General features: G+C 54.4%; 10 protein-coding genes. 8 read left to right on the top strand and 2 right to left on the bottom strand.

Annotated features, from left to right (window positions below):
• Positions 1-3 precede the first annotated feature (3 nt).
• The 6 genes from ACW14G_RS07370 (at position 4) to araC (ending at position 8483) form a co-directional block, all read left to right on the top strand.
• The gene (locus tag ACW14G_RS07370; protein WP_223803439.1) at positions 4-1026 is read left to right on the top strand and encodes a Gfo/Idh/MocA family protein; all 1023 of its coding nucleotides are present in this window, start codon (positions 4-6) and stop codon (positions 1024-1026) included.
• An 88-nt stretch (positions 1027-1114) separates the two neighbouring features.
• Positions 1115-2659, top strand: coding sequence for an MFS transporter (locus ACW14G_RS07365; protein WP_163445824.1), 1545 nt, complete (start codon positions 1115-1117; stop codon positions 2657-2659).
• Between the two features lie 143 nt (positions 2660-2802).
• The gene (locus ACW14G_RS07360) at positions 2803-4146 is read left to right on the top strand and encodes a hemolysin family protein (protein ID WP_163445825.1); all 1344 of its coding nucleotides are present in this window, start codon (positions 2803-2805) and stop codon (positions 4144-4146) included.
• Positions 4147-4338: 192 nt separating this feature from the next.
• Entirely contained in the window at positions 4339-5562 is a 1224-nt protein-coding gene (locus tag ACW14G_RS07355; protein ID WP_163445826.1) for an oligosaccharide MFS transporter, read from the top strand.
• A gap of 18 nt (positions 5563-5580) precedes the next feature.
• The gene (locus tag ACW14G_RS07350; protein WP_249022413.1) at positions 5581-7590 is read left to right on the top strand and encodes a beta-galactosidase; all 2010 of its coding nucleotides are present in this window, start codon (positions 5581-5583) and stop codon (positions 7588-7590) included.
• 20 nt (positions 7591-7610) lie between these two features.
• The gene (gene araC, locus ACW14G_RS07345; RefSeq protein WP_249022414.1) at positions 7611-8483 is read left to right on the top strand and encodes an arabinose operon transcriptional regulator AraC; all 873 of its coding nucleotides are present in this window, start codon (positions 7611-7613) and stop codon (positions 8481-8483) included.
• 56 nt (positions 8484-8539) lie between these two features.
• Here araC and ACW14G_RS07340 read toward each other — a convergent pair whose 3' ends face one another.
• Entirely contained in the window at positions 8540-8746 is a 207-nt protein-coding gene (locus ACW14G_RS07340; protein WP_064546918.1) for a DUF1107 domain-containing protein, read from the bottom strand.
• 323 nt (positions 8747-9069) lie between these two features.
• On the opposite strand from ACW14G_RS07340, the gene ACW14G_RS07335 reads away from it, so the two are divergent.
• A complete protein-coding gene (locus ACW14G_RS07335) occupies positions 9070-9624 on the top strand; it encodes a YtfJ family protein (protein WP_163445829.1) in 555 nt (184 codons plus the stop codon).
• On the opposite strand, the gene cysQ is transcribed toward ACW14G_RS07335, so the two are convergent.
• The gene (gene cysQ, locus ACW14G_RS07330; RefSeq protein ID WP_249022415.1) at positions 9621-10367 is read right to left on the bottom strand and encodes a 3'(2'),5'-bisphosphate nucleotidase CysQ; all 747 of its coding nucleotides are present in this window, start codon (positions 10365-10367) and stop codon (positions 9621-9623) included. The two genes, ACW14G_RS07335 and cysQ, sit on opposite strands and share 4 nt — an antisense overlap.
• Before the next feature lie 212 nt (positions 10368-10579).
• On the opposite strand from cysQ, the gene cpdB reads away from it, so the two are divergent.
• Entirely contained in the window at positions 10580-12523 is a 1944-nt protein-coding gene (cpdB, locus tag ACW14G_RS07325; RefSeq protein ID WP_249022416.1) for a 2',3'-cyclic-nucleotide 2'-phosphodiesterase, read from the top strand.
• The last annotated feature ends 14 nt before the right edge of the window (positions 12524-12537 follow it).

Raw genomic sequence — 12537 nt, 5'->3', positions numbered from 1 at the left:
GCGATGCAAACACGTCATGCGGCGATTATCGGCTGCGGCGCTATTCACACCTGTCACGTGGACGCGCTGCGCCACGTTCCGGGCGCGGTGCTACGCGCGATAGTCGATATCGATAGCGAAAAGGGGAGCCGGCTCGCTGCCGACTATGGCTGTCAGTTTTATCAGGACTATCGCGAGATGCTGCTGGATGATGCCATTGACGTGGTGCACATCTGCACGCCGCATTACCTGCATAAGCCGATGATCCTTGCCGCGCTGGCGGCAGGGAAACAGGTGTTCTGCGAAAAGCCGGTGGTGATGAATCCGCAGGAGGTGAGCGACATTCAGGCCGCCGCCACGATCGCCCAACGTCATGTGGGTGTCTGTTATCAGAACCGCCTTAATCCTACCAGTCTGGCGATTCAACGCTGCATTGAGGAAGGCCGGCTTGGCGCAATGCGCGCCGTGAAAGCGGTGCTCACCTGGTCACGTTCCGGCAACTACTATGCCGCGAGTCCGTGGCGCGGCAGTTTCGCCACCGAGGGGGGCAGCCTGTTGATCAACCAGGCCATTCATACCCTGGATCTGATGCAGTGGTTTGGCGGCGGCGTGCGGCGTCTGAAGGGCGTAGTCGACAGCACCCTGCTGGCCGACGAAATCGAGACCGAAGACAGCGCGATGGTGACGCTGTGCTTTAACAACGGCGCGCGCGGCCTGTTCTATGCCAGTAACTGCTACGCCAGCGACTCCCCGCTGCTGCTGGAAATAGAGTTCGAACACGGCATGCTGAGGTTGCATGACAACGCGCTGTGGCAAATTTGCGCCGATGAGCACGTTCTGTTGGCCAGCGACGCTTCGCCAGACGGCGTGGGCAAAAGCTATTGGGGCATCGGCCATCAACAAGCCGTACTGCATTTTTATCAGGCGTTAGACACTCCCGCGGCCGCCAGCTTCTGCGATATCCGCGAAGCGGCGAAATCATTACAGATGGTTAATACCATTTACCAATCGTCACTATTGAGGAAATGGGTGAATATAAACGAGTGATCGTCATCCGATTTTTCCTGCTGTCAATAATATAAGGTGCAGAGGTCACTCTGCACCGACACCCTACCAGTACAGGAATAATAATATTATGGTGAAACCAACCGAACGTCGTGTTGGCTATGGCATTGCTATTGGCTACGGAGTCACTGATTTATTTGGCGGCGGCGCCTTTGCCGTTATCGGAACATGGCTTTTATTTTTCTATACTACCTATTGCGGTTTATCCGTATTAGAAGCCGGTTCAATATTTGCCATTGCACGTATTATCGACGCTATTTTAAGCCCGGTGATGGGATACATTACTGATAACTTTGGCAATACCTGGCTTGGCCGTAAATTTGGCCGCCGCCGCTTTTTCTTATTGATTAGCTCTCCGCTGATGTTTCTCTACGCCCTCGTCTGGCTGACCGATATGAACTATTGGTACTACCTGGGCACCTATCTCTCTATCGAACTGCTCTCAGCGATGGTGCTGGTCCCCTGGGAGACGCTGGCCGCTGAAATGACCAACCGCTTCAGCGAGCGGACGCGGCTTTCCGGCGTACGCATGATGTGTTCCGCCCTCGGTGGTTTTCTCGCAGTCTCCGTCCCCGGTATTATTATGCAATATACCGGTAAAGATAATTCCTTTACCTACACCCTGACCGGGATTGTTTTTGCGGTTATTTATTGCGTCGCGGTATTCACCACCTGGGCCTGCACCTGGGAAGCCAAAGATGTGCGAGAAGAGTATGAATTTCAGCCGGATAATCAACGCAGCAGCGGTCTTTTAAACCATTTGAAATACCTGGTAATCGACCTCATTTCTTCATTTAAGATAAGAATATTTCGCCAGCATATTTTAATTTATATTTGCTCTTTTACCGCCATGGATGTCTTTGGCTCGGTATTTACCTATTACGTGGTTTATGCTCTGCACCACGATGCCGAAATGGTTTCCGGTTTATTAAGTATCGCCGCTTTTGTCTCTATTCCCGGCACGTTCGGCTTTATGATGCTGATGAATAAATTCAACCTCACCCCCTCCGGGGCGCTGCGGCTCTCCTACGGCAGTATTCTGCTGGTGCTGGCGTTTCTGTTTACCGTCTATATCGGTAATCTCCAGGTCCCGACGCTGCTGTTTTCTTCGGTGTTTGTCCTGTTGGGGCTGGCGAAAGCCGGGTTGTACTACATACCGTGGAACATCTACAGCTTTATTCCGGACGTTGATGAAATCGTCACCCGCCAGCGCCGCGAGGGGATTTTCGCGGGCGTGATGGTCCTGACCCGCAAAAGCACCGTCGCATTAGCGATTATGCTGATTGGCATCGTGCTCGAAGAGAGCGGCTTCGTCAAAGGCGGCGGCGCGCAGCCGGCCAGCGCCCTGCACGCGATTATTGGCCTGATGATTTTCGCCACCGCCGGGCTACTGGCCATCAGCTTCTATGTCACATATCGCTTTAAGCTGACGCAGAAAACTCACAGCCTGTTGGTTAAAGAAGTGGCCCGCCGTAAGCTTGGCGGCAACGCCGAAGACTGCGATCGGGAGACCCGTGACGTCATCCACGCACTGACGGGCTATGCCTATAATGAAGTCTGGGATGCGACACCGAAGCGTCGCGCAAAAACCACACCGTTACCGACTAACGGTTAACCTCTGGCAGCTTTACAGTCCCTTACGCTATACTAACCCCTGAAATTGCCGGCCCAACGCCTTCGGGCCGGTTTTCAATGTGTATTTCACACGGATTTATCAACTTCCCTTCCGAGGATCTGGCCCCACGGGTTAGATAAGATATGTTAAACAGTATATTCATCATACTTTGCCTGATCGCCGTCAGTGCGTTCTTCTCAATATCTGAGATTTCACTTGCCGCATCGCGCAAAATCAAACTGAAACTGCTTGCCGATGAAGGCAACATCAACGCCCAACGCGTGCTGAAAATGCAGGAAAACCCGGGTATGTTCTTCACCGTGGTGCAAATTGGCCTCAACGCGGTTGCCATTCTCGGCGGTATCGTCGGCGACGCGGCGTTCTCTCCGGCGTTTCACTCGCTGTTCTCCAACTATATGTCAGCGGAACTCTCCGAGCAGTTGAGCTTTATTCTCTCCTTCTCGCTGGTCACTGGCCTGTTTATCCTGTTTGCGGACTTAACTCCGAAACGCATCGGTATGATTGCGCCTGAAGTGGTGGCTTTGCGTATCATCAACCCGATGCGCTTCTGCCTGTTGGTCTTCCGGCCGCTGGTGTGGTTCTTCAACGGCATGGCTAACATCATTTTCCGTATCTTCAAACTGCCGATGGTGCGTAAAGACGACATTACCTCCGACGATATCTACGCGGTGGTGGAAGCCGGCGCACTCGCGGGCGTGCTGCGTAAACAAGAGCACGAGCTGATTGAAAACGTGTTCGAGCTGGAGTCCCGCACCGTGCCGTCATCAATGACGCCGCGTGAAAACGTCATCTGGTTCGATCTGCATGAAGACGAGCAGAGCCTGAAAAACAAAGTGGCCGAGCATCCGCACTCCAAGTTCCTGGTGTGTAACGAAGATATCGACCACATCATTGGCTACGTCGATTCCAAAGACCTGCTGAACCGCGTGCTGGCCAACCAGAGCATGGCGCTGAACAGCGGTGTGCAGATTCGCAACACGCTGATCGTGCCGGATACGCTGACGCTGTCCGAAGCGCTGGAAAGCTTTAAAACCGCCGGTGAAGACTTCGCGGTGATCATGAACGAGTACGCGCTGGTGGTGGGCATTATCACCCTCAACGACGTGATGACCACCCTGATGGGCGACCTTGTCGGCCAGGGCCTGGAAGAGCAAATTGTCGCCCGTGACGAGAATTCCTGGCTGATTGACGGCGGCACACCGATCGACGACGTGATGCGCGTGCTGGATATCGATGATTTCCCACAGTCGGACAACTACGAAACCATCGGTGGTTTCATGATGTTTATGCTGCGAAAAATCCCGAAACGCACCGACTCGGTGAAATTCTCCGGCTATAAATTTGAAGTGGTGGATATCGATAACTACCGTATCGATCAGCTGCTGGTGACCCGCATCGACAACAAACCAACGGTGCTGGTACCGAAACAGGCGGACATCGCGGAACGCGAACAGGGCGCCGCCTGATTCCCTTACCGGGCTACGCCTGTAGCCCGGAAAACCCTCCTTCCCCGCAGAATGTGAAGCGGCTCACGCCCGTTTCGCCATAGCAGATTAGTACTGGTCGATAGCGGAACATTTATGACTCCCCGTGGCGCGAAACGGTAACGTTGCTCGCGTCTCTACAACAAGATTCCTGGATAAGGAAACGAGGGTATCATGAATAAAAATTACTCTATGAGCTGCCTGTTCTTCCTGTTTTTCTTTATCGGCTGGGGCTGCTGCTACCCCTATCTGTCGCTGTGGCTGACCGAAACCATCGGTATCAGCTATACCGACGTTGGCCTGGTCTATTCGTTTACCGCCATCATCGCAGTGTGCGTGCAGCCGCTGTTCGGTTTTATCTCCGACAAGCTGGTCTACCGTAAACACCTGATGTGGATGCTGGCCATCATCATCACGCTTTTTGCCCCCTGGTGGATCTACGTTTTCGCCCCGCTGCTGAAGTACAACGTCATTCTTGGCGCGCTGGCGGGTGGGGTATACATCGGGATGGCCTACGGCGCGGGCTGCGGTATCTGTGAAGCCTATATTGATAAGGTCAGCCGCGCCTCCGGCTTCGAGTTTGGCCGCGCGCGCATGTTTGGCGGGATTGGTGCCGCCATTGGCACCTTTGCCGCCGGCAAGCTCTACGGCATCGACCAGAACATGATTTTCTGGCTGGCCAGCACCGCGGGCGTCTGCCTGCTGCTGATCGTCTGGAAAACCCAGGTCGATACGTCCAACGCCGCGGTACATCAGCAAACCAAAGCTACGCCTGTCACCTTTCGAGACGCGGCCGCCCTACTAAAGCTGAAGAAATTCTGGTTCTTCGCTATCTATATGATTGGCGTTGGCGCCGTCTATGAAACCTACGACCAGCAATTTGCCATCTACTACAGCCACTTCTTTGAGAGCAAAGCACGTGGTGCGGAAGTCTTCGGCTACCTGACCACCGGGCAGATCTTCCTCGATGCGGTAGTGATGTTCTTCGCCCCGTGGTTCGTCAACAAAATCGGCCCGAAAAATGCCCTGCTGTACTGCGGCATGATCATGAGTCTGCGCATTATCGGCTCCGCCTGGGCGATTGGCCCTGTCTCCATCAGCCTGATTAAGCTGCTGCACGGTTTTGAAAGCTCCGTGCTGCTGGTGGCCGCGTTGAAATATATCAGCGCCAACTTCAACCCGCTGCTTTCCGCCACCGTTTATCTGATTGGTTTCCAGTTCGCCAAGAGTTTCAGCTCAATTTTCCTCTCAACCGGAATTGGGCATATGTACCAGAGCATGGGCTTTACCAGCAGCTACGTTGTATTGGGCAGCATTGCGCTGTGCTTTACGTTGATTTCCTTTATTACGCTGGATAACGCGCGCTTTTTCACCCCGCACTCCGCAACCACGCACTAATTACACGAGGTAATCTGCATGTCTGATTTATATTATGGTGTCGCTTATTACGACGAATATATGCCGGAGGATCGCCTGGCGAAAGACATCGCGCTGATGCGTGAAACAGGCATCAACGTAGTGCGTATTGCGGAATCGACCTGGAGTACGCTGGAGCCGCAGGAAGGCGAATACCATTTCTATCACATTGACCGCGTGCTAAACGCAATGCACGAAGCAGGCATCGCGGTGATTATCGGTACGCCGACCTACGCGGTACCGGCATGGCTGGTGGCAAAGCACCCTGACATTCTGGTGACCACCGCCGAAGGCCAGCAAAAGTACGGCCCACGGCAGATTATGGACATCGTGAACCCCACGTTTCGCCGCTATGCAGAGAACATTATCCGCACGTTGATGGCCCATGTGCAGGATCATCCGGCGATTATCGGCTGGCAGTTGGATAACGAAACCAAGCACTACGACAACGTCGGACGCTATATGCAGGAAGGCTTTGTGCGCAGCTTGCAGGAAAAATATCCCAGCCTCGACCAGTTGAATCGCGACTTCGGCCTCGACTACTGGAGCAACCGCATCGACAGTTGGGATGACTTCCCGCCGGTGGAAAACACCATCAATGCCAGCCTCGCCTGTGCGTTCTCGCGCTATCAGCGCCAGCAGGTAACGGAGTATCTGGCGTGGCAGGCGGAGATCGTGCGCGAGTATGCGCAGCCACACCAGTTCGTCACCCACAATTTTGATTTTGAATGGCGTGGATATTCGTTCGGCGTCCAGCCGCGCGTAGACCACTTCGCTGCAGCCAAAGCGCTGGATATTGCCGGGGTCGATATTTATCATCCCAGCCAGAAGCATTTAACCGGACGAGAAATTGCCTTCGGCGGCGCCATTACCCGCGCGCTAAAAGGTGGCAATAACTACTTTGTACTGGAAACCCAGGCGCAAGGCTTTGCCCAGTGGACGCCCTTCCCCGGCCAGTTGCGGCTCCAGGCCTTTAGTCACGTGGCGTCGGGCGCGGCGATGGTCTCGTACTGGCACTGGCACTCCATCCACAATTCATTTGAAACCTACTGGAAGGGGCTGCTGAGCCACGATTTTTCCCGCAACGCGACCTGGCAGGAAGCGACTACTATCGGCGCTGATTTCGCTCGCCTGTCACCTCAGCTAGCCGGACTGCGAGCCGAGAACGATGTGGCGCTGCTGATTAACAATGAAGCCATGGATGCACTCAATCAGTTCCGCCCCGGCGACGCGCAGGGCAACGTCTATAACGATATCTTCCGCCGCTTCCACGATGCACTGTATGACCACAACATCGCGCTGGATATCATCAACGACGTCACCGAGGAGACGTCGCGCTACAAAATACTGATCGTACCCGCCCTGTACGCCGCCGATGACGGTCTGCTCACGCGGATTAACCGCTACGTTGAGCAAGGAGGACGGGCGCTGATTAGCTTTAAGTCCGGCTTCAGTGATGAAAACGTGAAGGTGCGCAGCAGCGCGCAGCCGGGCATTCTGCACAGCGCATGTGGCGTAACCTACAGCCAGTTCACCCTGCCGGAGGACGTGACCGTTGTCGGCTGTACTTCGGCCCTGGACTGCCGCGAACACAACGCCGCCGAGCTGTGGATGGAGCTGCTAACGCCTGCGCCGGGGACCCGCACGCTGCTGCGCTATCAGCATCCGGCCTGGAGCAAGTATGCGGCGGCGACCGAAGCGAACTACGGCAAAGGCCGGGCGCTGTACGTGGGCTTCCTGCCGCACAAGGCGCTGATTAGTCAGCTGTTTGACACCCTGACCGACGGGCTGGAACTCCATTCGCGCACGTCAGCCTACCGCTATCCTTTAATTACCAGAACCCTGCGTAACCGCGACGGCAAACGCATTCACTTCCTGTTTAACTACAGCGGCGATAGTCAAGAGATGCTCGCCGAAACCAGCGGCACCGAGCTGCTAAGCGGTAAATCGGTGACGCTCGGCGAGCCATTGCGTCTCAAAGGCTGGGAATTTAGTATCATCGAAAGTTAACGGCAACGGGCGGAGGAGTTATGGAGTTAGATATCAATGCGCTTTTGCACTTCTCACCATTGATAAAAACTTTCACCTTCAACGCCTGGGTCGTCGCTGGCTTTACGCCTATTACTCGCGGTTCAAAGCTCGACTACTACATCAACCGCCCGCAGGGGATGAAGGGTTATATTATCAACCTGACCCTGCGCGGCCAGGCGCGCGCGAAGGCGGGAGAAGGGTCGCTGCTGTTTGGCGAAAACGAACTGCTGCTGTTCCCGCCTGGCGTGCCACACCACTACGGGCGCGATGAGCACAGCGAACATTGGGACCACCTGTGGATCTACTTTATTCCACGTCCTTACTGGATCGACTGGCTCAAGTGGGACCACACGACCCACAGTATTGGCAAAACCAAGGTGAACGATCCCCAGCAGCAGCAGGCGCTACGCGATCTTTTTTATGAGGTTATCCATCACCACAACGATACCGCCCCGCTCGCCGAAGCGCTGGCGATGAACGCGCTGGAGCGGCTTATTTTGAGCTGCTTCCAGCTACAGCCGATCAGCAACCGCCACGCCCACGACCCGCGCATCAACGCTATCTGTGATTACCTGAACGAAAATATTGCCCAGGAGATGAAAATTGAGACGCTGGCAGCGATGGTTTTCCTGTCGCCTTCCAGACTGGCGCATCTGTTTAAGAATGAGTTAGGGCAAACCATCTACGCCTGGCGCGAGATGCAGCGGGTGAATCGGGCAAAGTGGTTACTGCAGACCACCACGCTGCCGCTGAATAAAGTAGCGCTGTCGATCGGCTATAGCGACCCGGTCTATTTCACGAAGGTGTTCCGCAAACACAACGGCATTCCGCCGGGGGAGTACCGCAAGCGCTATGCGGCGATGAAGGGCTAAAAACATCAACGGCTCCCATAAGGAGCCGTTTTTAATTCTACCGCGTGATATCTGCGTTAGGCCATTTCGGTCTGAAGACGCAGTACGTGACGGTTCACTTCAGACATCACAGAAAGGTGCTGGATGTCTCTGACTTTTGGGATAAGAATTTTACCCTTATCAAATTCAAAAGCGCCAACGTCCTTGATATACAACCGTCCACGAAACAGGGTCTTAACATACTTCGCAACCTGAAGCGGGTTGTAGCGTTGGAAAATTTTCATTCTAATCTCCTGCGAGTACTACGCCCTAGTTGATCCACATTTGGCTTCAACGCTCCGGGGCGCAAAGTGAAGTACTCGTTAACTATAGTCCATAACAACAGAGGTCCTCTATCATAGAGGTCCTAATTTACTTTTTTATTACAATAATTCAGAACATTCTTTTCAGCTATACGACGAAGACAGTATAAGGCTTCATTTTCGTGAGATTGTGTGCGTTCCTCCACAAACTGGCACCGCCTTTGCGGGAAAACTCCATTAATCGCACTTATGATTAAAAGCATCGACCAAGTGGTCGGATCACCTGCATATAAAAAGGAAAAACCATGACTCTACGTACGCTTCTTGCGGTTTCATGCCTGTTAATGCCGTTAATGGCAGCCGCACATAATTTCACAAATGGACAACGCGTGGCCCCCGTTGGCGTGGCCGATCGCGGTGAACTCATTCTTGATAACGATAAGTTTAGCTATAAAAGCTGGAATAGCGCGCAGCTCCCCGGCAAAGTGCGCGTCGTGCAACATATTGCCGGACGTTCGTCAGCAAAAGAGAAAAACGCCTCGTTGATTGAAGCCATTAAGGCCGCCAATCTGCCGCACGATCGCTATCAGACCACCACCATCGTGAATACCGATGACGCCATTCCGGGTTCATCGATGTTTGTGCGCAGCAGCATTGAAAGCAATAAGAAGCTGTTCCCGTGGTCGCAGTTTGTCGTCGATAGCGACGGCGTAGTGCGCAAAGCCTGGCAGCTTGAAGAAGGCAGTTCAGCGATTGTGGTGCTGGATAAAGACGGGCGAGTGCAGTGGGCAAAAGACGGTGGCCTGACGGCGGCAGAAGTGCAGCAGGTCGTCGCCCTGCTGCATAAGCTGTTGAATTAAAAAATTGAAACGCGGAAGCCGGGGTTAAGGAACGATTCGCGCGGGGTGTAATCCAGCGTTTTACCCTGCCAGTCGTTGACGTGCGCGCCGGCAGCGGCGGCGACGGCGTGTCCCGCCGCGGTATCCCAGATGTTGGTTGGCCCGAAGCGCGGGTAAAGCTGCGCTTCGCCTTCCGCCACCAGGCAGAACTTCAGCGACGAACCAATCGACGCCGTATCATGCTCGCCTAACTGTTGCAGATACTCTTTCAGCTCGTCATCGTTGGCATAGTGCGAGCGGCTAACCACCACTTTCGGCGGGTTAGCGTCGCGCACCTGAATTTGCTTACGCACGCCGCACTCTTCTTTCCACGCCTTGCCGTTGGCGGCGCTATACATCACCTTCAGCACCGGCGCGTAGACCACACCCAGTACCGCTTTGCCATTCTCAATCAGCGCGATGTTGACGGTGAATTCACCGTTGCGTTTGATGAACTCCTTAGTGCCGTCCAGCGGGTCCACCAGCCAATAGCGCTGCCAGTGCTGGCGCTCGTCCCAGCCCGGCGGATCTTCTTCGGAGAGAATCGGGATTTCCGGCGTCATCGCCTTCAGGCCTTTGATAATCACATGGTGAGCGGCGATGTCGGCCGCAGTCACCGGCGAATCATCTTTCTTGCTGGCGATGTCTAACGGCTGCTTACCATCGTACACGTCCATGATGGCATCGCCCGCATCGCGCGCAAGCTGACAGACTTGTTCTAACATTTTCCACCTCGTTAAAATTACAGTGGTGTTAACTTATTGTTTTATTTATATCGTATTGCCGCTTAATCCGCTATTCCCATCATCGTTCCGGATAACTGTGAACCGCTGCCGATTTCCCGTCATGATTTTCTGGCATGATTCACATCCTTGTAAGCAACAGAAAACAAATACATTTAAATCTGTGTCTTAGATCGAAAAAAAGGATGCCTCTGATGATCAAGTTTAGCGCAACGCTTCTGGCCACGCTGATCGCCGCCAGCGTCAATGCGGCAACGGTGGACCTCCGTATCATGGAAACCACCGATCTTCATAGCAATATGATGGATTTTGATTACTACAAAGATACCGCCACCGAGAAGTTCGGCCTGGTCCGCACGGCGAGCCTGATTAACGCCGCTCGCGACGAGGTGAAGAACAGCGTGCTGGTGGATAACGGCGATGTTATTCAGGGTAGCCCAATGGGTGACTACGCGGCAGCAAAAGGGTTAAAGCAGGGCGATACGCACCCGGTGTATAAAGCGATGAACCTGCTCGACTACACGGTGGGTAACCTCGGCAACCACGAGTTCAACTACGGTCTGGATTATCTGCACAAAGCGCTGGCGGGTGCGAAATTCCCGTATATTAACGCCAATATCATCGACGTTAAGACCCAAAAACCGATGTTTACTCCGTATCTGATTAAAGAAACGGACGTAGTCGATAAAGATGGCAGCAAGCACACGCTGAAAATCGGCTATATCGGCTTTGTGCCGCCGCAGATCATGACCTGGGATAAAGCCAACCTGAGCGGCAAAGTCACCGTTAACGACATCACCGAAACCGCCCGCAAGTACGTGCCGGAGATGCGCGCCAACGGTGCGGACGTGGTGGTGGTGATTGCCCACTCCGGCCTCTCTGCCGATCCCTACCAGGCGATGGCGGAAAACTCGGTCTACTACTTAAGCCAGGTACCGGGCGTTGACGCCATTATGTTCGGCCACGCCCACGCGGTGTTCCCGAGCAAAGACTTCGCCAGCATTAAAGGCGCGGATATCGCCAAAGGCACTCTGAATGGCGTTCCCGCGGTCATGCCGGGGATGTGGGGCGATCACCTGGGCGTGGTCGATCTGGTGCTGAACAATGACAGCGGCAAATGGCAAGTGACCTCGGCACAGGCGCAGGCGCGACCGATTTACGATGCGGCGGCGAAGAAATCGCTGGCGGCAGAAGACAGTAAGCTGGTCGATGCGCTGAAGGCCGACCACGACGCTACGCGTGAGTTCGTCAGCAAGCCGATCGGGAAATCCTCCGACAACATGTACAGCTACCTGTCGCTGGTGCAGGACGACCCAACCGTCCAGGTGGTTAACATGGCGCAGAAGGCCTACGTTGAGCACTATATTCAGGGCGATCCGGATCTGGCGAAACTGCCGGTGCTGTCTGCCGCCGCGCCGTTTAAAGTGGGTGGCCGTAAGAACGATCCGGCCAGCTATGTCGAAGTGGAAAAAGGCCAGCTCACCTTCCGCAACGCCGCCGATCTTTATCTCTACCCGAACACCCTGGTGGTGGTCAAAGCCAGCGGCAAAGAGGTGAAAGAGTGGCTGGAGTGCTCTGCCGGGCAGTTCAACCAGATCGATCCGCACAGCAGCAAGCCGCAGTCTCTGATCAACTGGGACGGCTTCCGCACCTATAACTTCGACGTGATTGACGGTGTGAACTATCAGGTTGATATCACTCAGCCTGCACGTTATGACGGTGAATGTCAGGTCGTTAACCCGAAGGCCGAGCGTATTAAGCATCTGACCTTCAACGGCAAGCCGATTGATCCAAACGCCACGTTCCTTGTCGCCACCAACAACTACCGTGCCTACGGCGGTAAGTTCGCGGGCACGGGTGACAGCCACATTGCCTTCGCCTCGCCGGACGAAAACCGCTCGGTGCTGGCGGCCTGGATTGGCGCCGAGTCGAAGAAAGCCGGTGAAATTCACCCGGCGGCGGACAACAACTGGCGTTTAGCGCCGATTCACAGCGACACCAAACTGGATATTCGCTTTGAAACCTCGCCGTCAGAAAAAGCGGCGGCGTTTATCAAAGAAAAAGCGCAGTATCCGATGAAACAGGTGGCGACCGATGACATTGGCTTCGCGATTTATCAGCTGGATTTGAGTAAGTAAACAACGAGCCGACA

Source organism: Kluyvera sp., assembly GCF_965301105.1.
The sequence above is the reverse complement of the archived record's forward strand: the minus strand, read 5'-3'. Positions and strand labels throughout refer to the sequence as shown.

Coding starts and splice junctions, on each gene's coding strand:
- ACW14G_RS07370 (WP_223803439.1), top strand. CDS start 4: ATGCAAACACGTCATGCGGCGATTATCGGCTGCGGCGCTATTCACACC.
- ACW14G_RS07365 (WP_163445824.1), top strand. CDS start 1,115: ATGGTGAAACCAACCGAACGTCGTGTTGGCTATGGCATTGCTATTGGC.
- ACW14G_RS07360 (WP_163445825.1), top strand. CDS start 2,803: ATGTTAAACAGTATATTCATCATACTTTGCCTGATCGCCGTCAGTGCG.
- ACW14G_RS07355 (WP_163445826.1), top strand. CDS start 4,339: ATGAATAAAAATTACTCTATGAGCTGCCTGTTCTTCCTGTTTTTCTTT.
- ACW14G_RS07350 (WP_249022413.1), top strand. CDS start 5,581: ATGTCTGATTTATATTATGGTGTCGCTTATTACGACGAATATATGCCG.
- araC (WP_249022414.1), top strand. CDS start 7,611: ATGGAGTTAGATATCAATGCGCTTTTGCACTTCTCACCATTGATAAAA.
- ACW14G_RS07340 (WP_064546918.1), bottom strand. CDS start 8,746: ATGAAAATTTTCCAACGCTACAACCCGCTTCAGGTTGCGAAGTATGTT.
- ACW14G_RS07335 (WP_163445829.1), top strand. CDS start 9,070: ATGACTCTACGTACGCTTCTTGCGGTTTCATGCCTGTTAATGCCGTTA.
- cysQ (WP_249022415.1), bottom strand. CDS start 10,367: ATGTTAGAACAAGTCTGTCAGCTTGCGCGCGATGCGGGCGATGCCATC.
- cpdB (WP_249022416.1), top strand. CDS start 10,580: ATGATCAAGTTTAGCGCAACGCTTCTGGCCACGCTGATCGCCGCCAGC.